19 protein-coding genes and 2 pseudogenes are annotated in these 22,362 nt (G+C 31.1%); 20 read left to right on the top strand and 1 reads right to left on the bottom strand.

All coding sequences use genetic code 11. From position 1 onward, the window contains the following. The first annotated feature begins 60 nt into the window (after nt 1-60). The 11 genes and pseudogenes from pezA to ADF75_RS02975 all read left to right on the top strand — a co-directional run. A complete protein-coding gene (pezA, locus tag ADF75_RS03025; RefSeq protein ID WP_048789090.1) occupies nt 61-537 on the top strand; it encodes a type II toxin-antitoxin system antitoxin PezA in 477 nt (158 codons plus the stop codon). Then, on the top strand, nt 537-1,307 hold the full coding sequence (pezT, locus tag ADF75_RS03020) for a type II toxin-antitoxin system toxin PezT (RefSeq protein ID WP_048789089.1): 771 nt from the start codon (nt 537-539) through the stop codon (nt 1,305-1,307). The genes pezA and pezT overlap by 1 nt, the downstream gene beginning before the upstream one ends. After that, on the top strand, nt 1,307-2,596 hold the full coding sequence (locus tag ADF75_RS03015) for an ABC-three component system protein (protein ID WP_048789088.1): 1,290 nt from the start codon (nt 1,307-1,309) through the stop codon (nt 2,594-2,596). Before pezT ends, ADF75_RS03015 begins: the two co-directional genes overlap by 1 nt. Nucleotides 2,597-2,600: 4 nt before the next feature. Further along, a complete protein-coding gene (locus ADF75_RS03010; protein ID WP_239665200.1) occupies nt 2,601-3,329 on the top strand; it encodes an ABC-three component system middle component 1 in 729 nt (242 codons plus the stop codon). Next, nucleotides 3,301-5,955 (top strand): AAA family ATPase, encoded by a 2,655-nt coding sequence (locus ADF75_RS03005; protein WP_048789209.1) that lies wholly within the window; start codon nt 3,301-3,303, stop codon nt 5,953-5,955. Before ADF75_RS03010 ends, ADF75_RS03005 begins: the two co-directional genes overlap by 29 nt. 339 nt (nt 5,956-6,294) lie before the next feature. Continuing rightward, on the top strand, nt 6,295-6,651 hold the full coding sequence (locus ADF75_RS03000) for an SAG1252 family conjugative relaxosome accessory protein (protein ID WP_048789086.1): 357 nt from the start codon (nt 6,295-6,297) through the stop codon (nt 6,649-6,651). Nucleotides 6,652-6,655: 4 nt separating this feature from the next. After that, entirely contained in the window at nt 6,656-7,021 is a 366-nt protein-coding gene (locus tag ADF75_RS02995) for a MobC family plasmid mobilization relaxosome protein (RefSeq protein ID WP_048789085.1), read from the top strand. Further along, nucleotides 7,008-8,831 (top strand): SAG1250 family conjugative relaxase, encoded by a 1,824-nt coding sequence (locus ADF75_RS02990; RefSeq protein WP_048789084.1) that lies wholly within the window; start codon nt 7,008-7,010, stop codon nt 8,829-8,831. The genes ADF75_RS02995 and ADF75_RS02990 overlap by 14 nt, the downstream gene beginning before the upstream one ends. A gap of 114 nt (nt 8,832-8,945) precedes the next feature. After that, nucleotides 8,946-9,812, top strand: coding sequence for a helix-turn-helix domain-containing protein (locus tag ADF75_RS02985; RefSeq protein WP_048789083.1), 867 nt, complete (start codon nt 8,946-8,948; stop codon nt 9,810-9,812). A 234-nt stretch (nt 9,813-10,046) separates the two neighbouring features. Then, the gene (locus ADF75_RS02980) at nt 10,047-10,604 is read left to right on the top strand and encodes a CYTH domain-containing protein (protein WP_048789082.1); all 558 of its coding nucleotides are present in this window, start codon (nt 10,047-10,049) and stop codon (nt 10,602-10,604) included. 251 nt (nt 10,605-10,855) lie between these two features. Beyond that, nucleotides 10,856-11,473: pseudogene (locus ADF75_RS02975) on the top strand (helical hairpin domain-containing protein); the annotation flags it as partial. Between the two features lie 43 nt (nt 11,474-11,516). Here the strand turns inward: ADF75_RS02975 and ADF75_RS02970 are convergent. Then, a complete protein-coding gene (locus tag ADF75_RS02970) occupies nt 11,517-12,365 on the bottom strand; it encodes a helix-turn-helix domain-containing protein (RefSeq protein WP_048789081.1) in 849 nt (282 codons plus the stop codon). Between the two features lie 397 nt (nt 12,366-12,762). Here ADF75_RS02970 and ADF75_RS02965 point away from each other — a divergent pair, with 397 nt between their 5' ends. The 9 genes and pseudogenes from ADF75_RS02965 to ADF75_RS02920 all read left to right on the top strand — a co-directional run bounded on the left by ADF75_RS02965 (nt 12,763) and on the right by ADF75_RS02920 (nt 22,263). After that, nucleotides 12,763-13,953, top strand: coding sequence for an MFS transporter (locus ADF75_RS02965; RefSeq protein WP_048789080.1), 1,191 nt, complete (start codon nt 12,763-12,765; stop codon nt 13,951-13,953). 321 nt (nt 13,954-14,274) lie between these two features. After that, nucleotides 14,275-15,234 carry a D-alanine--D-alanine ligase family protein gene (locus ADF75_RS02955; protein ID WP_048789079.1) on the top strand — a complete coding sequence of 320 codons (960 nt, stop codon included), beginning with the start codon at nt 14,275-14,277 and terminating at the stop codon, nt 15,232-15,234. 552 nt (nt 15,235-15,786) lie between these two features. Continuing rightward, nucleotides 15,787-16,008, top strand: a complete 222-nt coding sequence (locus ADF75_RS02950; protein WP_048789078.1) for a helix-turn-helix domain-containing protein — start codon at nt 15,787-15,789, stop codon at nt 16,006-16,008. A gap of 490 nt (nt 16,009-16,498) precedes the next feature. Next, a complete protein-coding gene (locus tag ADF75_RS02945; protein WP_048789077.1) occupies nt 16,499-18,250 on the top strand; it encodes a recombinase family protein in 1,752 nt (583 codons plus the stop codon). Nucleotides 18,251-18,453: 203 nt separating this feature from the next. Then, a complete protein-coding gene (locus tag ADF75_RS02940) occupies nt 18,454-18,864 on the top strand; it encodes a DUF7668 domain-containing protein (RefSeq protein ID WP_048789076.1) in 411 nt (136 codons plus the stop codon). Between the two features lie 288 nt (nt 18,865-19,152). Continuing rightward, entirely contained in the window at nt 19,153-19,644 is a 492-nt protein-coding gene (locus tag ADF75_RS02935) for a phosphoribosylanthranilate isomerase (RefSeq protein WP_048789075.1), read from the top strand. A gap of 593 nt (nt 19,645-20,237) precedes the next feature. Further along, a complete protein-coding gene (gene aac(6') / locus ADF75_RS02930; RefSeq protein ID WP_048789074.1) occupies nt 20,238-20,666 on the top strand; it encodes an aminoglycoside 6'-N-acetyltransferase in 429 nt (142 codons plus the stop codon). A gap of 57 nt (nt 20,667-20,723) precedes the next feature. Further along, nucleotides 20,724-21,333: pseudogene (locus ADF75_RS02925) on the top strand (Type 1 glutamine amidotransferase-like domain-containing protein). 180 nt (nt 21,334-21,513) lie between these two features. Continuing rightward, nucleotides 21,514-22,263 carry a CPBP family intramembrane glutamic endopeptidase gene (locus ADF75_RS02920; protein ID WP_048789073.1) on the top strand — a complete coding sequence of 250 codons (750 nt, stop codon included), beginning with the start codon at nt 21,514-21,516 and terminating at the stop codon, nt 22,261-22,263. The last annotated feature ends 99 nt before the right edge of the window (nt 22,264-22,362 follow it).

The raw sequence follows: 22,362 nt of genomic DNA, 5'->3' as shown, positions 1-22,362 counted from the left end.
AATGGTGCATTTGTTTTCTCTAAATGTTATAATGGTGGTATCAAATAAAAGGAGTTTGCCATGATTGGAAAAAACATAAAATCCTTACGTAAAACACATGACTTAACACAACACGAATTTGCACGGATTGTAGGTATTTCACGAAATAGTCTGAGTCGTTATGAAAATGGAACGAGTTCAGTCTCTACCGAATTAATAGACATCATTTGTCAGAAGTTTAATGTATCTTATGTCGATATTGTAGGAGAAGATAAAATGCTCAATCCTGTTGAAGATTATGAATTGACTTTAAAAATTGAAATTGTGAAAGAAAGAGGTGCTAATCTATTATCTCGACTCTATCGTTATCAAGATAGTCAGGGAATTAGCATTGATGATGAATCTAATCCTTGGATTTTAATGAGTGATGATCTATCTGACTTAATTCATACGAATATCTATTTAGTAGAAACTTTTGATGAAATAGAGAGATATAGCGGCTATTTGGATGGAATTGAACGCATGTTAGAGATATCTGAAAATCGGGTGGTAGCCTAATGAGATTGGAAGAATTTAGTGAGACTGACTTTCAGAAGGTCTTACAGCGAACCATTAGGGCCTTAACCCGAGGAAAGACGATTCCAGATAAACCGAAAGCTATCTTACTTGGTGGGCAAAGCGGAGCAGGTAAGACAGTGATACATCGTATCAAGCAAAAGGAATTTCAAGGTAATATCATTATCATCGATGGTGACAGCTACCGTTCTCAACAACCCAATTACTTAGCACTGCAAGAAAAGTATGGCAAGGACAGCGTGGACTATACCAAGGGATTTGCAGGAAAAATGGTAGAGCATCTGGTTGACGAACTCAGCACGCAAGGCTACCATTTGTTAATTGAAGGGACTTTGCGTACCACTCAAGTTCCAAGAAAAACTGCTCAATTATTAGCATCAAAAGGCTACCAAGTTTCCTTAGCTATTATTGGTACTAAACCAGAACTGTCCTATCTCAGTACCTTGATTCGTTACGAAGAGCTTTATGCCATAGATCCGACTCAGGCCAGAGCAACCCCAAAAGAACACCATGATGGGATTGTAGAGAACTTGGTTGATAACCTAAATGAGCTTGAAAGCGATAAACTCTTTAACCAGATTCAGATTTATCAAAGAGATAGAACTTGTATCTATGATTCTGAAACTGATGAAGGCTCCACGGTAGAAGTGCTACAAGAATACCTCTTTGGGAAATGGAGTAAGGTTGAGAAGGAGATGATGAAAATAGAGGAAGCACGGTTGAGAGAGTTATATGAGAGGGGTAAAAATTAATGAAACTTGATCGAAGAAATGCAGTATCTAGTTGGAGTGGCTATAATCACCAAGGAAAAGTTGGAATTTTTTTAGCTATTCGTGAGCTTAAAAAGTTAATTATGTCAAAAGGGGATTATTCAAAATATAAATTAATATTCGAAAAAAATGGAGGAGAAGACGTTGATATTTGCAACTCTACAGCTGTCGTATCAAGGCATCAGGTCAAAGCGAAAAAGGACGGAAAATATCCGAATGATTATGCTAATGTTAGATCGGTAAATTCTGAACAATGCCCCTCAGGATACCAAATCAATGGGACAACAAATCAAGATAGATTTTTACATGTTATCTGTCAAGTTAATGGCTGGGACATGGATAAGAAAACTTTTACAGAAAGCTACAGTGGTGCTAAGTATGTACCTAACAAGAGTAAAGTTAAATTATATGTTTATCCAGATAACAGAAGCTTTTGTGAATTAGATAGTAGTATCTATACTCCTGTTGATAATTTTTGTAAAAATGATATTCAAGAGATTTTGAGAGATTCAGGTAATCCATTGGTGAGTGATTTAGAGCATATTGAGGAGACACTTTTTGAAATTAAAGATTTAATTTCAAGACGAATTAGTAGAGCGCATAGTGTTGGAAGTGGAGTTTATCCTGTAATATATTTCAAAGAGTTATTCAAAATAATTTCTTCAAATAATAGGCGACAAAGACAGTCGATAAGGAGAGCAAAAAATCTCTTTGCACTTTATTGGAATGAAAATTTTGATAATGATGTTGATAATACAATTATAAATGCAATTCTAAACTTAGCTGATGATGATTTTAAAAATCTATTAATTGACTTAAATCCTGATGGGAAAATTTTAGATCTAAAAAAAATGAACAATCTGGATAATTTGGTTAATAGATATAGTATTAAATATATTTTATATAATTTTTTTAGATGGTATAAAAAAGAAAAATTTATATTAGATAATTTGCAATATCAAATAAATCAGGACTCATTTAGGTTAAGTTTGATTAATGCGCCGGAAGCTGCAGCTGGTGAAGTAAGAAATGATATTATGAAAAATATAGGATTTATAAGAGCTAGTTTTGATACAGATTATTTAATTAATATGAATATTGATGGTAAAAAATTTTTGGAAGAGCAACCTATTCATGAAGAAGGGATAGAAAAATTAAGGTCTGGGTTACAGGGGGAAGCGTGGGATAATATATTTTCGATTAATTTGGAATATATTGACTATAAGAAAACTGTTCAAAAATTGAAGGGGGATAAGGATTTAGATGAATAACTTTATGAAAGAAATTTTAGAAAAGCATGACTATCAGCATATTGGTGAAAGTATTGAATTGTGGAATAATAACAATGAATTTTTTATGATTCAAGACTATGATGTAGAAGAGTTGCAATCAAGTCTTGATGAAACAAAAAATTTTTTTACTTGTCAAAAGACGAATCAGCTAATTTCAGAGTTTGAAAAAATTCAAGATAATAAGGTGAAAAAGAATACCTCTTTATTTGTGACTGTAAAATTTGAGAATCTTGAAGAATATGAACGGTTTAAGAATATAGCAATGAGAATCGAAGAGGACGAATACTATTTCAGGAAGTATGTTATTTTTTATACCGAAGAAGGTCTTATTGAGCTTAAGTCTCATGCTGACTCTTTACTTCAATACATTCAAGCCAATAGCGATGAATCAGATGAAGAAAGTTTGTTCGATAAGTATGAGAAAAATATGTTTTTTGATGATGCTTATTTTATTGCTATGCAATTGATTATCAAATTACCATTTATTTCTCTCCCTCATTCCAATGACCACTTTGAAACAATTGAAGATAGAATAGAATCAAGAATCAAAACCGCAGAATTACTTCAGCAGGAAAAACAAGTAACTCAGATTTTAGAGTTGTTTAATAGTGATAAGATTGGTTCACAACTTGAAGATACTGCCATAATAGATAGTTTACAACAAATTTTGGAGGATGGAACTTGTGAAAATCAAGAAGATTTTACTTTATAATTTTAAGAATTTTAGACATGAAACGGTTATTGATTTTAGCGATAACATAACTTTCTTAGTTGGACCAAACGGATTTGGAAAGACGACTATTTTTGATGCAATAGAGCTAGGTTTAACAGGTGATATTTCTCGAATCAATCAAAATATTCCAGTGACTGGAGAAAATATCAAGTATAATAAACCTTTCTTCCAAAATGATATTTCTGACCCAGTGATTATAAAATTATGGTTGGAAAAGTCAAATGGTAATCAGTTGGTTCTTGTTCGAAAGTTGATAAATAATAGGCCAGACGGTGGAATTTTATACGCTCCGAAGAGGTCTATCGGTCAGTTTAAGTTGTTTCGGCAGGAGGAAGCAACTGATGAAAATTTTAGTAGAGTAGATAATGATATTAAATTGTCTGAAATAGACCAGACTACAATTGATAATTTTTTAGAAATTAATGGGGAATATAAACTTGCTAAGATTTTTAATCTGTTTAACTATATTCAACAAGAAGAAACGACATTTTTCTTGAAAAAATCTGAGAAAGATAGAAGTAACGATCTCTCATTTTTGGTAAAAACTGATGAGATAGAAGATAGAATAGGTAAGATTGAAAAAGTAAATAAAGATATTAGCGATAATTTGAAATATCTTACTGATCAACAAGAGAAACTTACCCAGCAAGAACTGGATAACATCTCCTATCAAAGGTTGTTTAATCAACAGGTCTTTCAGTTTGATAAAGAAAGTCCGTTTTCTGTAGACAACCTCAGTCAGTTAGATGATTTTAAAGTTACCATTCAAAAGATTATTGAATTTAAACAGAGTTTTTCTATTTCTGAATATCAACGAAAGTTGGAGAGAGAAAAGCGAAAGAAAGAAATCAATACAATTGACAGCGCTTTACGATTTGCTATTTTGTCTCCACTTGTTCAAAGACCTAATTATCAATGGCAGTGGGAAAAATACACTTTAGAGAATCCGATATTCTTTGAATACGTACTTTTAGAAAATTACCTTCAAACATTTGAGACTATCACTCATGAATATAGGCGAAAACAACAATTAAATCAATACTGGGAGAATCTATCTACTGATATTAATCAAATGACAGTGCAGACTTTTCAGTATGTTCAAAATGATAGGTTATCAAATGATTTTGAATCACTTAAAGTTCAATTAACAAGCTACCAGACGGTAAGAGAAAGTGTTGGACAAGCAGATAAAAATTTAAGTGATTTACGACAGTTACGGAGAAAATTTGGTGAAAAATTTGATGAGCTAAGACAACATAATCATGTTGATGAAGATAAATGTCCATTTTGTAACAATCAGTTTGATTCTTTCGTTGACTTGAAGAGTTCTTATAATAATTATACAGATTACCTGACTGAAATTTCATCTAGAGATAGTCAGCGATTACAAGAAGTTCAATTATCATTGAATTCAAGAATCCAACAAGTGAAGCAAAAAATCACTGATGAAATAAACAGTCTTACTACCAACATAGATAAAAAACTATTAGATAGATTACAAGAATTGAGCGGTTCGTACCAAAGTTATTCTAAATATCTTGAGGATTTTAAAACTTTTATTCAGTCGTATACTAATATGGAACCTTATCAACTGGAGAATTTAGAATTTGATAACTATAATCATCAGTATCAATCTAGCTTACAAGAGTTTCGATCTAAATTGGTAGTTGATGATGATGTTTATAGGGTTTTAGATATTAATAGTCTGGAAAATATAAAGGGACAACTGGGCGACTTAAGAGAAAAATTTCCTGAATTGCAGTTTGAAACATACCAATTAGAATCAAGTTCATATTCGAAGATAAATATGGCGATGATTAATAGTCGATTGCATGAATTAAAACAGGCTATCCACTTAGCAATTGACGAAAAGTATGCCATTAATGAGAATTTGATAGCAGATGCTGAGAATATATTTCCTACATATTTTCAAAGTAAAGTGGAAGTATTAGAGGATATTCGTATTGGAGATCTAGAGGAGAAGAAACTCTATATAGATAAGCAGTATAAACTAGTTCAAAATCAACAGTTCCAAGACTTATCACGTCGAATAAAAATATTGGAAAAAACTGCAGAACGGTTAAAAGAAATTCATACTATATATAAAGAAGAGGTGAAAAAGTTCAAAATAGGCATTGTTAAACAACTACGCATCCCATTCTTCATATACTCAGCAAAAATGTTGCAAAATTATCAACAAGGTATGGGGATTTTCTTAACGTACAAGAAAACTACGAGTAGTGATAATGAAACGGTAGCAATTATTAGATTTAAATCCGACACTAAAAATGATCATGATGTAATGAATCAGCTAAGTACGGGGCAGTTAGCTGTTGTGTCGCTTGCATTTACTTTATCTCTGAATACTATGTTCAAGCTATCTGATAATTTGAATTTCTTAATGATAGATGACCCTATTCAGGATATGGATGCGATGAATGTACTATCATTTATTGAGATTTTACGTCATGGTATTATTGAAAAATATCAAATTATTTTATCAACTTATAATGATCAAAATGCGTTATTTATGGGATATAAATTTGCTAATTCAAATCCTCAACCTGATATCCAGTATAAAAATGTGCGTGAATTACAAGGATAATAATTTTCTTCGAGAGCATTTAGCTCTCTTTTTCTTACTCCCATTTTCAATTTTTGTGATAACTTTTCCAAATCATCCTTGTTATCCTAATATCATTCCTAAGAAAATCAAATTGTGATTTTCTCTGGGGGTTTGGGGGCAAAGCCACCAAGTTATCTTATCGTTGGCTGTCAAAACTAGAAGGTTTTGGTCGGCTGGCGATATGATTTTTGGGATATTGTGGACACAATATCTGAGCTCGCAAAGCCTTACAAGACGGTAGATTTTGTTTTTATAAGTTTCCCGTGGTTGACACGGGGTCGGAAATTATCCAACAATAGATAAAAGTGAGGAAGTAGTATGCCAGAACAATACAGAGACATTCGCAAAGAGGTTAATTTGTCCTCAAATGAATTAGAAATGATTGACGTAATGATGAAAAATAAAGGATTTGAACACTTTTCTTCATTTGCCAGAAACAAGTTACTGGAGGACGAGTTAGAAATGACTGCTGAAAAGTGGTTCACTTTCTGGCAATCTCAAAAGCTAGAACAAATCAGTCGTGATGTTTATGAGATTTTAATATTATCAAGGGCAGAACATCAAGTCACCCAAGAACATGTATCCATTCTCTTAACCTGCGTTCAGGAATTGATACAAGAAATAGGGAACTCCATTCCTCTTAGTCAAGACTTCCGTAAAAAATACATGAGGTAGGCACATGGAAAATCGTTACCGAACCAATCTAAAGAAAGTTTTCCTATCTGATAGCGAATTGGGTCAGTTGAAACATTGTATCGACCAAAGCGGTTGTCAATCTTTTTCAGAATATGCTCGACGAACCCTACTTGACCCTGGTATGAATTTCATCACCATTGATACAACTGGTTATCAAGATTTGGTGTTTGAGTTGAAGAGAATTGGCAACAATATTAACCAGATTGCCCGAAGTGTAAACCAATCTCAGTTAATTTCAAATGATGAATTGCAGAACTTGAAAAAAGGAATCTCCGAATTGATAAGAGAGGTAGAGAAAGAGTTTAGTATTCAAGCTAAAAAGTTGAGGGAGTTTCATGGTCATCACTAGACATTTTGCCGTTCATGGAAAGAGTTATCGCAAAAAAATCATCAAGTATATTCTCAATCCTGAGAAGACCAAGAATCTTGCATTGGTATCGGACTATGGTATGAGGAATTTTCTGGATTTTCCTAGCTATGAAGAGATGGTGCATATGTATCATGAAAATTTTATCAGTAATGATACGCTTTACGATTTTCGCCACGACAGGCATGAGGGAAATCAACGACTAATTCATGCTCACCATATCATTCAGTCCTTTTCACCCGAAGATCATCTCACTCCTGAACAAATCAATCAGATTGGCTATGAGACAATGAAGGAGTTAACTGGTGGTAAATTTCGTTTTATCGTTGCGACTCACGTTGATAAAAATCACCTCCATAATCATATCATTGTTAATTCGGTTGATAACAATTCGGACAAAAAACTAAAGTGGAATTATAAAGTCGAACGAAATCTTCGCATGATTTCAGATAGATTTTCTAAAATTGCAGGTGCAAAAATTATCGAGAATCGCTATTCTCACCAGCAGTATAAATTTTATCGTAAGACTAATCACAAATATGAACTTAAGCAACGACTCTATTTTTTGATGGAAAATTCTACCGATTTAGAGGATTTCAAAAAGAACGCTCCATTACTACATGTGAAGATAGATTTCAGTCACAAGCATGCCACCTTTTTTATGACGGACTCAACTATGAGACAAGTTGTGCGTGGTAATAAACTCAATCGCAAGCAAGCTTACACAGAAGAATTTTTCAAGAATTACTTTGCCAAAAGGAAAATGGAAGAGCTTATGGAATTTCTTTTACCCAAGGTTGATAACTTAGAAAATCTGGTAAAAAAAGCAAAACTATTTGGATTAAATATCAATCCTAAGCAAAAACATGTTTCTTTTCAATTTGCAGGAGTAAAAGTGAAAGAGACAGAACTAGACCAGAAAAAATTATATGATGTAGAGTTTTTCAAAGATTATTTTGAAAAGAGAAAAGAATTGAAAGTTCCAGAACTTAAGGATTTAGTTCAAATTTATCAAGAAGAGAGATTCTCCAAAGAAAAAGAACTCCCAAGCGAGGAGAAGTTTTGGGAATCTTATCAAGAGTTTAGGAGAAACAGAGATGCTGTTCATGAATTTGAGGTAGAGTTGTCACTCAATCAAATCGAAAAAGTAGTGGATGATGGTATTTACATAAAGGTCAAGTTTGGTATTCGTCAGGAAGGGCTTATCTTTTTGCCTAACATGGAGCTCGATATGGAGGAGGACAAGGTGAAAGTTTTCATCAGGGAAACCAGTTCCTACTACATTTATCACAAAGATGCTGCCGATAAAAATCGTTATATGAAAGGCCGAACCTTGATTAGACAGTTTAGCTCTGAAAATCAAACGATTCCATTCCGCAGAAAAACGACAGTCGATATGATTAAAGAGAAGATTGAGGAAGTGTATACTTTACTTGAGCTGGATATGGATAAGCACTCTTATATTACAATTAAAGATGATTTAATTCATGAATTAGCAGCTTCAGAATTGAGAATCAATGCTTTGCAAGAACGAGTGACAACCTTAAATCAAGTAGCAGAATATTTACTGGCTTCAGTTGAAAATAAGCAAAAAATGAAATTGAATCTTTCAAAATTGAATATAACTGATAAAATTGGCATTGATGTTGTTGAGAAGGAATTGAATGAATTAGGTATCCAGATAGAATTAGAGAGCGATAGATATGAGAATATCGTATTTAAAGTGAATAAGTTTATCAATCGTTTGAGTAAGAAAATTTCAAAAGAAGAAGGGATAGGTTTTCAAAAATAACTTATCTAGTAATTGTTTATATATAATTTGTATCTTTTGGTTTATTAATTTGTATTTAAAATTTAATCATGTTACAATTGAAATTGAAATCGAATAGAAAAGGAAAATGCAAACGTGGGCACACTATTAGCAACAAGATTAAAAAATAGACGAAAAGAATTAAAAATGTCTCAGAGAGAATTGGCTGAGGGGATATGTAAACAGGGACAGATTAGTCGATTAGAGAATGGAGAATTTACTCCAGGAGCAGAATTTTTATATGCTCTGTCTAAGAAGTTAAAAGTTAGTATAGATTATTTTTTTAATGAGCAGATTGGAGAGGAGATTGATGAGCTATCAGAGTTTAAGAAGTTAGCCCAGACATTTATCACAAATCGAAATTATGAATCTTTGAAATATATATATGAATTAGAGAGTGTAAAGGTACATCGCTTGTCTCTAGTAAATAAATTTTATATGGAGTGGATAAAATCTCTTATAGATTTTTATTTCTATGGGCAAAAAGAGGAGGCTGTGGCAAGATTGGAGAAGGTACTGTCTCAGTTAAGTGTAACTGACTTGACCTACCTTCAAGTTGCAAATACTCTATTCAATTTTTATTATGATATTGAAGATTTAGAGAGTTTTAATGAAATTAGAGAAAAGTTAGAGTATCAAGTAAATCAACTCAAGTTAAACACAATCGAAGAATTAAACCTTTCTATTAAATTTAATTATAATGTTTGTCGCTATCTATGGTTGCAGAATAATACTGAAGAGGCTATTACTAAAATCACAGATACGATAAAGCAATGTAAGACGTATAGAACAACGTATCTTTTGGCTGATTTATATTTATTGATGGGAAATGTCAGCAAGAATTTTTCTTCTAAAGTTGCAGTAAAAGAGTACTTTGAAACGGCTTATTTTCTATATAAGCTTGAGGGAAATATGTCAATGGCTCTTAAAATTGAGCATTACATTGCAGATATAACAGAATAGTAAAGACGATGTTCAATTAAGCATCGTTTTTTCAACCCAAAATAATACAAATATGTATTTAATAAAAATAAATAAAAAAATATTATCAAAAATGTTGACAGTATTATATTGAAGTGTTAAAATGAGTGCAAGAAAATATTAGGTTTTGTGTCTATAAAAGATCACCAAAAACTTACTATAGACTGAGTGAATGTAAAGAGACTTCAACCTTTAAAGAATTGAGAGGTAAAATTAATGAATGAATTAGAAGTTAGATTTGAACTCAACGATGAGAGAGATTATAATAATGCTATTTCATATTTAGAAAAATCTTATAAATTTAAGAGTGAAAATAAGCAAGTTGATGAATATTTTAAAACAAAAGGAAGAGAATTTGAAAATGATGAGGTAGGAAGCTTTATCTACAGAATTCGCCAAGAAGATGATAATAGAGCAAGTGTTTTCACAAGAAAAGATACGATAAAACAAGGAATGTGGAGTGAAAGTGAAATAGAGTTGGAATCTGAAAAATTAGAATTTGTAAGGAATATCTTGCAAGATGGTTTTTCAAATATTTTCACAATAAGTAAACATAGAAAGACTTATCATGATGCATTAGAAAATAAAACGATTAATCTAGATAAGATTGATAGTCTTGGATTTTATCTTGAGATAGAGATTTTAGGAGATTTTTCAAAAGAAGATTATCATAATTTTTATGAGAAAATGTGCGAAGAGTTCTCGTTTTTAAATTCAAAAATAGAAACAAAGGGCTATGTCCAATTAATGAGAGAAAAAAATGGACGTAATTGAAATTATCAAATAGTCTTGTTGGGATTGTTTACTCAATTGCTGAATTTGAAAGTTTGATAGCAGTAACCCTTCTTTCTACTTTTTGAATAAGAAGGATGCCTTTAGGGATAGTGGTAAGTAATACTAACGCCTCTTTGAGAGGCAAGTGACGAGTCAAGAGCAATAAGGCTTGAACGAAGTGAAAGCCAGCGTCTTTAGGCGCTGACTGGTAATTTGGGCTTATAGCCCTAGTACAACCACCCGTTTGACGGGTGGTTATGATTCCCAATTATCAATTAGATATTCTGGAAGAAGAGAATCAGACAAAATATAAAATTTTTATACGTGAGACAACCTCATACTTTGTTTATAACAAAGAACATTCGGATAAGAATCAGTATGTCAAAGGACGAATATTGATAAGACAGCTAACCAACGATAGTCGAGTAATACCATACAGAAGATTTACAGTTAAGAGTCTACAGGAAAAGATTACTGAGATTAACCTCTTCATTGAATTAACTGAAGCAGATAAGAAATACCAAGACATTAAAGATGAGTTAGTAAAAGAAATAGCAGAGATAGATATAAAACTAAATCAAATTAATGAAAAAATCGCCAACTTAAATAAGATGGCGGAAGTGCTTATCAATTTGAAGAGTGAGGATGTGAGCAGTCGAAAGCTTGCAAGATATGACTTTTCAAAATTAAATTTGCCAGAATCAATTACAGTAGAACAAGTAAGCGAAGAAATAAGAGCGTTTCAAGAGGAGCTAGATCATTATCTTTATGAGTATGAAAGCTTAATAAAAAATCTAGAAATGTTTGTAAAAGTACTGAATGATAAGAATTTTGATAAAAAATTTAGTATAGAAATACTATTGGAATAACAAGAACTAATCCTATGGTGGTTAAAGATTAACTACCTTTATGTTATTGATTAATATATTTGTCATAGTGCTCTTGATACTGTGCTTTTATATTATGTTCTCCTAAAATTTCAAACACCTGAAGTGCTTGTTTCATCTTTTCGATTCCGTTCGCAGGATTGCGCTTAAATTCAAAATACCCACACGTATATAAGAAGACGGTTTGTTCATAATAGTTCAATTCATTGTTTAGTAATTTTTTTACTTCTTTGATTAGAAAACTACAATTTTGAAATTCTTCATTATCAATACTAACAATTAGGCAATTGATTGCTAACTGTGTAACAAGACGTTTATTTGTCTTGTTCAAAGTTGAATAGAGATAATTTTTTAACATTTCTATAGTTAATAGGAAGTAGGAGTTATAATTAATTGTTCTTACACAGTTACCTAATAAGATAATTTCATAGTAACCCCAGTTTTCAACTTTAAAAAGATAATCTGTAAGTTGTAATAATTCCTCGTCCGAGGGGAGAAAATTTTTATTTGTGGTATAGAGAATCGATTTTACCATTGTCTTTTCATAAGGACCCAAGTTAAAACTTGAAGAGTTTGATAGTAATTCAATAATACTAGCAAAATTTTTTGAGGAGTAGTGTTTTCGGATATATTGCACCAAGTTAGCGAATGATCCAGTTCTAGTAGAATTATTGTCATGAAGAATAATAAATTCATCCAAAGTTATATGTAATTTATCTAAAATATTGATTAGTCGAATACAAGAGATTTCTGATTCTCCCCGTTCAAATCTAGAGATTTGAGATTTAGATAAATTACTATCAGCAATTGAACATAAACTGATTTGCTTTCCTTTTCGAATTTTTCTGAGTGTTATACCAAGTTTTGATTTCATATTTCCCATTTTCCCAACAAAATTTCAAAGATTATTTATTTATTATACAATAAATAAATAATAAAGGGATGTTCAGTATGAAAAAACTTTTAAAATTTACATGAATATTGTTATTGATTATGGATATTATCATTATAGTTGGAGGTTGAATCTTACCTGTACAGGTAAGTGTTTAGTTATAACTAAATACTTATTTTGGATTATTATGAAATAGACGGTATTTGTTATCTTGATTTTAGAGTATCTGGCGAGGATGTATATTTCATTGAGTTAGAAACTATGTATGGTTTAAGTGAAAATAGTGCGGTATCAACTTTTGCAAAGAGGTTTGTAATAAGCCTTACCGTTTTAATAAAAAGTGATATTCATCGTGGTTTAACTAGAAAGAAGGGACATTTTGGATATAAACAAGAAAACGTTTTATACAATAACTTTTGGTGAATTTATATCAAATATTGGAGATAGATTTCAGAAAATTGCTTTTCCAATCTTAATTTACCAAGAATTTCATTCGTCTTTTGCAATGGGAGGAATGGTGATTATTGAATTGCTACCTCAATTCTTCTTGGGATTTGTTATGGGTTACTTATTAGATAATTTCAATAAGAAAAAAATACTATTATGGTCTACATTAATACCTGCATTATTATGTAGTGTAATACCGATATTATCTAAATATTCAGTTTCTATATTTTTTTACTATGTTATTGCATTTTTGATACCTTTATTTTCGACACTTTTTCAAACAGGATTCTCAGTCATTACTCCGGCCTTATTTGAGAAGGAAGAATTGCAAAAATATAATTCTCAGTTTCAAGGTGTCCGAACTATTTCAAAATTAATTTCTCCAGCTATAGCAGGTGTACTAATGTTAAAGTTTAATATTAATAGCATTTTTTTTATTAATAGTGCTTCTTACTTGTTATTATTTCTTTCAATACTAATTTCATATATTCCAGATCAAGAACACAAGGAGAATGGTAATGATGATATAAAAGAAATTTTTGTAGGTTTTAAAGAGAACTTTACAAATATTAAATTGAGGATTTCTTTACTCTTTACTATTGTTGTGAATATCGCTATGCTAGGTTTCAATGCAACGATTATTTTTTATTTACAGGATCAATTAAAATTATCAAATAGTCTTGTTGGGATTGTTTACTCAATTGCTGGATTTGGAAGTTTGATAGCAGTAACCTTTCTTTCTACTTTTTTGAATAAGAAGGATGCCTTTATCTTGATGAATATATCAATGGCAACTATCCCACTTGTCATTATGGCGAGTGGAATAGTAGAAAATTGGATATTTTTTGGAATTTGTTATTCAATTTTGAGTGGATTAATTACAATAGCTTCTGTTTCGATTACAACAATACAGCAACAAGAAAGTACTGTGTATAATATTGGAAAGATACTTTCTAGCTCTTTTGTAATAGCTACCATTTTTGCTCCTTTTGGAGGGATACTGGCTGCTTATTTTAATTGGCTTTTAAACCCGAGATTAAGTCTAGTTATTTTGGGATTACTAAGTAGTTTATTGGTTATTCTTATAAAGAGTTATGAAAAAAAATTAAGGGGAGATAAATAAGATGAATGAAAAATACCTATTTAATTATGAATAATCTAGGTATTAGCTTTTATAAAAGACAATTCTAAGATATAAATTCAAAAAAATATCACAATTATTTGCTAAAAACTATTAACAATAGTTTATTATAATGCTATGATCAATTTATGAGTAGTTTATCCAGGGTTGGCGAAATTGGTAAACGCGCCTATGATACAGGTAGGTTCGACTGAATGTCTATTGGAGGTTCAAGTCCTTCACCCCGCATATGAAATATTTTTAAATTGTAGTAATGCTTTATAATAAGTTTTACTGTTTTTTAATTTTATTGAGGTAAATCAAATGAATATTGTAGTTTTATATGGTGGTAGGAGTCCTGAGCGGTTAATTTCGGAAGTTTCTTCAGAACAAGTTGCTGAGGCGCTAACTACTGATAATGTAATAAGACTAAATTTAAATGGAATATATAATTTTGGTGATAAAGCCATAAAGAATTTTTCTCAAATCTATAAGTTGTATCAAGAAGGAAAGTTATCGGAATTTGATATTGATCAAGAATTGGAAATAACAGATTCAGTTATTGAAATTTGTAAATTAGCAGATATCGTCTTTTTATCTACACATGGAGGAATTGGTGAAAATGGGAAGTTGCAGGCATTACTAGATATTTATAATATAAACTATACTGGTAATGGATATCAAAGTAATGCTATAAGTTTAGATAAGAAATTATCAAAGCGACTTGTGAGTACAGTTGGAATTAAGGTACCCTATGAGTATATGGATGAAAATGAGTTTGTTTTTCCGTTAGTAATAAAACCGAATGATAGTGGTTCAAGTATTGGAGTTAGAATTATTAAAACTAAAGAAGAAATACAACGGTATGATTTGAAGAATTACAATGTCGAAGAATATATAAATGGAAGGGAGTTTTCTATTGGAGTTATTGGTGAGAAAATTTTAGAACCAATTGAGATTGTAATTGAGAATGGTTTTTATGATTATCAAAAAAAATATACTCCTGGAATTGTTAAGGAAATTTGTCCTGCTAATATATCTGATGAGCTAAACAAACGACTGAAAAAGTCTGCTAAAACAGTTCATGATTTAATGGGATTTGAAGTATATTCAAGGACGGATTTCATTGTCGATGCCAATGATAAAATTTATTTTATTGAAACGAATAGTATCCCTGGTATGACTCCGACTAGTTTGCTACCCAAGGAGGCTGAAGTAGATGGAATAGGTTTTAGTAATTTATGTAAGAGAGTAATCGAACTGAGCATAGAAAAATATCAGTAGTGAGAACTATATTTTCGTTTTTTTCTCTTGTTAGATACACCATATAAATAATTCGGAAAAATTTATTTTTCTTTGGAAATATTATGTTGTTTTAAAATTTTAATAGTGATTGTAACCTTTTACTGACTGTTAAGTATTTGGTATCACGAGAAAACTATCTATTTTTATGGCTACATATATAGTCCCTTTATAAGTTCAAAAATCAATTAAATGCGTGATTGGTGATGTTACAAAAAAGTTATTTACTTATGAATTTTTGAGTGGAACATACCAATATTTTGATAGCTAATTTTATCGCATTACACCTATAATATCATGGTAAATATTTGTCAAAATAATAACAAAAAACTTTTTTGAAGAGATCTATTCAAAATAGCATTCAAAAATCGAGTGAGTGTAGTTGAGAAAGCAATTATTACTTACTCTTTTTTTTAAGAAAAATACATAAAAATATAAGTCTATATATAGGTTTGGAAATTCTGTTGTCCGATTTGGACAATATACTAAATATTTAAAAATTATGGTCTATACTTTTTCTTAGGAGAAAGCTAGATGTACAGACGTTTGAGAGATTTGAGGGAAGATCACGACTTGACACAAAAACAAATAGCTGAAATACTTTCGTTTACAAACTCAGCTTATGCTAAAATTGAACGGGGTGAGCATACGTTAACAGCAGATGTATTGGTAACTCTCTCAAACTTTTACGATGTCAGTACAGACTACCTATTGGGATTGACAGATTTTCCTGATAAAATTCGCTTTAGAAAATAATCTCCTCAATTTCATAGAGTGTGAAAATGAGGAGATTTTTTATTTGTTCTTTGACAATTGAATAGTCCAAAATGGTACTTTCCTCATTTGTGGAGCAGATTTGAATGGCTCGCCATGATAAGAGCGATTTTAAAACCATCAATAAAATAGAGCGATACTTTATATGCCATGATACAAATGATATACAATGATACTTCTGACCGTTCAGGCTGCCAACGTAAAATAACAGCAAGTGAAATTCTTATGATGACTTCATCAGTCATGCCATGGAGGAGATTGATAAAAGATAAAAGGGAAGTGATTTTTTGAAATCAAATTTAAAAAATTATATAGTCGAGCTAGAGATGCTAAATCTATTATTCTTAAAAAAACTTATTAGCGAAAAAGAATATGAAAAAATAAAGCTGAAACTGCGTAAAATATACACAAATTAGCTGACCTTTTTTATTTGTTGCGGTAAAATAAATGCAGAGAAATAGGAGGTTAAGCCATGTCAAACAACGTTGAAATTATAAAAGCAAATCCTTTAGTAACTAGAAGAAATGATAATAGTGGTTCTTTATCGAGGAGAGTAGCAGCATATTGTCGTGTTAGTTCCGATAGTGATGATCAAAAAAATAGCTATGATTCTCAAGTTCGTCATTATAGAGAGTATATATCACAGCACCAAGATTGGATTTTGGTTGACATTTATGCTGATGAAGGGATTTCAGGAACTCAAGTTGGAAAAAGACAAGATTTTCAAAGATTGATTTCAGATTGCCTTGATGAAAAAATAGACTATATTATTACCAAAGCCATTGCTCGCTTTGCTAGAAATACATTAGATACTCTCAAATATGTTCGTTTGCTCAAAGATAAACAAATTGGTGTATTTTTCGAAGAAGAAAATATTGATACTTTAACTATGGATGGTGAGTTACTATTGACGATATTAAGTTCAGTGGCTCAACAGGAAGTTGAAAATACATCTGCCCATGTTAAAAAGGGTTTAAAAATGAAGATGCAACGTGGAGAACTTATTGGTTTTCAAGGTTGTCTTGGTTATGACTATAATCAAGATACAAAGTCGATATCAATAAATGAAAAAGAAGCCAAGATAGTACGTTATATTTTTGAACGATACATTGATGGTATTGGGGGTAGGGCAATAGCTAGAGAACTTGATGAACTAGGTTATAAAACTCCGAGAGGTCTTGATCACTGGCAAGATACAACAGTTTTAGGAATTATTAAAAACGAGAAGTATAAAGGTGATATTCTAATGGGAAAAACTTTCACTGTTGATCCCATTAGTAAGAGACGTTTAATAAATTTTGGTGAAGAAGATAAATACTACATTAAAAATAATCATGATGCAATAATTAGTCCAGAAATTTTTACACAGGCGCAAGAAATTCGATTACGGAGATCAGGAAACAAAAAAACCATAGCAAATACAAAAGGTAAACGAGAAAGATATTCAAGAATGTACCCTTTTAGCAGTAGATTAGAATGTGGTTTTTGTGGTACTGTTCTGTCTAGAAGAAGTTGGCACTCTAGTTCAGAGTACAAAAAGATTATTTGGCACTGTACAACATCTATAAAGAGAGGTAAAAAGCATTGCACTCATAGTAAAGGGATAGAGGAAAAAGCAATAGAAAATGCTTTTTTACAGAGCTACCAACAGTTGTTTTATGAAAATAATAACCTAACTGAAGACTTTCTTGAAATTATAAAAGAAGAGCTTACTGATGATACCTTAAAAGTGGAGTTGAATAAGATAGTAAGTAAATTAAATTCGTTGTACAAAAAAGAAGAAAAATTAGTTTCAATGAATCTAGATGGAAAAATAAGTGATTCTGTATATGAAGATAAATTCAATCAAATACAAATTGAGAAAGAAAAACTTTTAGAAGAAAAAGTAAACTTAGAAGTAACTTTAAAATCAGAAGTTGATATAAAAAGTAGATTAGAAAATTTTAAAGAAATTTTAACTTCACAAAAGACTTTGAAGGAGTTTGACAAGGACATTTTTGAAAGTATCGTTGAAAAAATCATAGTAGGCGGAATAAATTCTGATGGAGAAATTGATCCAGCAATGTTGACTATAATTTTTAAAACAGGAGATTCTTCGACTAAAGATGCAAAATCTTACAAATCTAAAAGGAAGAATGCTAAAATAGATAATGATAAATTGTGTTTTAATGCCGTAACCGATGACGAAAAAAAGTGTACAAATAAAGAAAACAGCGCATGTTGAGGCAGTATCACTGCTTGTACGAGCTGAGGCATCAGCGAAGTAGAAGTAGATGATCTGCCCATGCGATAGGACTCGTAGAATGAGGAGGGAATCTGACGAAATGATACGGTAAGTCCGAACCGTCGAGTGTGTAAGTTTGTTAGAAAAACATTTTTAATCTTCATAAGATTTAAAATTAACTACAATAAAAAGGAACTATTATCATGGGAATGTTCGATGATTTTGAGTACAAAGAAAACTACCAAAATGAAGAAAAAGTAATTGAAGTACTTAAAAAGATTTTAAGAGCAATTCATCAAAATAACTATCGAGATATTATGGATTGTGTTGATGGTTCAGAAGTTGATGATGTAAGAGAGTTACTTGAATATATTGACGATTCATTACAATTAAATGATTTTGATAAAATTGATGAATATGGTGTAGAATGTAATTTCCATCCGAATTATGAGTACTCCCAACTACAAGTTTATGAATTTAATGATCAAACCGGCTTTGTTGTTGAATATGCGATGACCTCCGATTCTGAATTAGTAGATTTAACCCTACAATTAGAATTTTTATACAATAATGATGGTTACAAAATAACTTCTGTAGATGTAGATCCTGGATAAACCAAACTTAATTATCTTCGTTATATGATAAATACGTATATTAAGGATAAATAATTTAATTGTAAATTGCTTAAAATATTGGTTAGTTTTTCAAATATTGGAAGAATGAAAGATGTATCTATTGGAATTGTACCAAAATGATTATTCTAAAGATTTAGTCGTGTTTGATTCTTTAGAAGATGGAAAAGACTTTGTATCTAAAATAACTGGATATACTCTAGAAAATGATTTTGTTCAAGGTAATAAAGTAGAAATAACGAACATTTAGATGAAAGGTTTAGAGTAAACATGAGTCTCTTATTTGAAGAATTTAAAACCATTTGTTTCCATTTAAATCGAGTCGGAATTACACCGACACTGATGGGTTCTTTGGGATTGGAGTTTAGAACGAAAGAAAATTGGGGGCCGTCTGACATTGACATTCATGTGCCTGGTGACCCTAGAGGTTGGGAAGCACCTGATCATCTCAGAATTTATGAATGGGACAAGATAATGAAAGTGATGAAAGACTTAGGCTACGTCTTAATAGATATTCATGAGCATGAATTCCAAAAGGATAGAGTGAGTGTTGAATTTGGAAGTATCGATTCCTTACTTGATTTTGCAGGAGTTTCGGAATCGGATATAGAGCTTATTCACATTGAAGGCATCGCTTTTCGTCTTCCAAGTCTGGAGCAGTATCTGAGTATTTACAAAGCTTCTTCTCAAGACTCCTATCGAAATGATCACAATAACAATAAGGATTTTAAAAAGATCGAGTGGCTGGAAAGACATTTGTAAATTATCATATAAAAAGTAGTAAATTGTAAGACTGGCTGCTATGTTATTTTTATTATCATTTTTATTGCTTATTTAATTTATACAATATTGGCGAGTAATAGAATTAGTAAGGAAACATCATTTTAAAATTTAGATCAGGATATCCATTATTGAAAGTAACGATTTGCTAATTAGATGATCTATGTTAGAGAATTATCTATTATAATTTAAAGTGGAGTGATGAATGTCGTTTCTTTTGGAACTGGTGAAAATCTTTCCGTTCCACAGTATCATTTTAAAATGATTTTCATTGTCTTTTGTTTATTAGTATAAAAGCAGCATATTACCACATGTTGAGGCGGTATCACTGCTTGTACGAGTTGTGGCATCAACGAAGTAGAAGTAGATGTTCCGCCCATGGGATAGGACTCGTAGAATGAGGAGGGAAACCGACGAAATGATACGGTAAGTCCGAACCGCTGATTGTGTGACTCTACTCTTCAGATATGAGACAGTCGAAAAGTAGAAGGGGATGGTATTGGTATCAATCAATGAGTAACAAAGTAACAGCATGATTCGAAACATTTGCTTATAATTTGCGGAGGAACATCAATATGGATGGAATAACAAAAGATTCTATAAAAACGGCTAAACTAATAAAACAATTATGGCCCCAATTGACCGATAAAGAAGCTATTGATGAAGTAAAAAAATATACGAATGGCAAAAATACTGCAATCTTTACTGAAGTTGAAGGTGACACAATTGTAGGTCTAGCACTATGTTCACTCAGATTTGATTATGTTGAAGGTTGTAGATATAGTCCTGTTGGATTCTTAGAAGGGATTATTGTCGACGAGGAATATCGTTTAAAGGATATTGCTAAAAATCTCTGTACAAAATGTGAGGAATGGGCGAAAAAAAAAGGATGTAAGGAATTTGCAAGTGACTGTACTTTAACGAATACGGATTCTATAAGATTTCATCTTAATATTGGATTTCAGGAGGCAAATAGAATTATTCATTTTAAGAAAAAATTATAATTTCGAAACGTGAATAAACTTGTTTAAACTTTATGTATCTTTAGAAAGTGTGAAAGATTGGACGAACAAATTTTTTTGATGGGTGGAAATCCGCCGATAAAGAACCAAACGATTGTTAAAAAAATAGTGTCATTAAGGAAGATCGAAAGAATTATCATTTTTACAGTTTATCGAGAAAATTGGGAACCCTATATGAAAAAGTACACGGAAGTTTTCCAAAGCCATTTTCCTAACCTAAACACTGATTACTTACTCTTGGACACTGAGCAGATTGATTTTGATAGCTATATAGATGCTGATGTCATTATCATCGGTGGTGGAAATACAGAAAAGTATCTAGCTACTTATGTCAATCAAGAGTTCAAAAATTATATCGATCATATGCTTAATAAAGGGGTAAAAGTTATAGGGTTTTCTGCAGGAGCCCTATTATTAGGAGAATAGGGTCTATATCTCACCTAATGATCATTCAGATCATCAGATAAAGATTAAAAATGGCTTGGGAGTTTTTAGTCAGTTTTTAATTAGTGTCCATTATGATTCATGGAATGATAAAGCTAATAAGGATAGAGCTGAAGAACTCGTTAATGTTCCCATAATTCCACTAAATGATCATTCCTGTCTTATCTTGGATAAACTTGGAAATATCATAGAGAAAATTGACTAGTTTTAATCATGCGAATTTGAATCTACGAAACTAAAGTATTGACGAAATGAATAATGAAAAGCCTTGATTATAGGGCTTTTTTTTGCATTTTTGTGATAGAATATACGTAGTTATAATCGAGAGCAACTAAGAAGCAGAAAAAAATATTATACATAGAATAATCAAAATAAGGAAGATAAAATGACAGAAATTGATAAAAGGAATTTAAAAAATTATCTTTATATTACATTTGGAATTACTTATATAGCTTGGGGGATTCTTGCCATCTTTACTCAATCTCATATTTTGGGATTAGAAACGATTATAGGGAGAATGTTACACATAGTAGGTGCACTTGGACCAGCAATTGCAAGTGGCTTTTATTTGAAAAGAAATAATATAAAATTTAAACATTTTGTATTTAGTAAGAAAGAAAATAGTAGTATTTATTTCATTATTCATTTGTTAGCAATTTTGATACTATTTTCTGTATCTTCCTTAGAATTAAACGGAATATCCATTTATTTAATGCCACTATTCTTTATTCAATTAATTTTTTTTGGTGGTGGACATGAAGAATTAGGGTGGAGAGGTATACTACAACCCTTACTTGATAAAAAATATACATATTGGCAATCTAATTTGATTGTAGGATTAATTTGGGGGATATGGCATCTGCCTTTATGGTTTATTGTTGGAGAAAGTCATCAAGGATTTCCTTTTATTTTATTTTTTATATATACGTTATTTTTAAGTTTTGTTTTAGGACTTCTTTACCGTCAAACAAAATCTGTCGGTTACTGTTTATTATTTCATGCGTTCGCAAATTTGTTAAATCTCTATTTTGTGTTAAAAATTAATCTTATTTTTATTATCATTTTTATTGCTTATTTAATTTATACAATATTAGCGAGTAATAGAATTAGTAAGGAAAAGGATTTTAAATTTTAGATCAGCTTATCCATTATTAAAAGTAACGTTTTTTTCCTTTTTTGACGAATTCTATTCCGTAACAATCAATCAATTTAATCATGTACCTAAGATTAGAAT

This window comes from Streptococcus sp. 1171_SSPC (genome assembly GCF_001069335.1).
In the GTDB taxonomy this organism is placed as follows: Bacteria; Bacillota; Bacilli; order Lactobacillales; family Streptococcaceae; genus Streptococcus; species Streptococcus xiaochunlingii.
The sequence above is the reverse complement of the archived record's forward strand: the minus strand, read 5'-3'. Positions and strand labels throughout refer to the sequence as shown.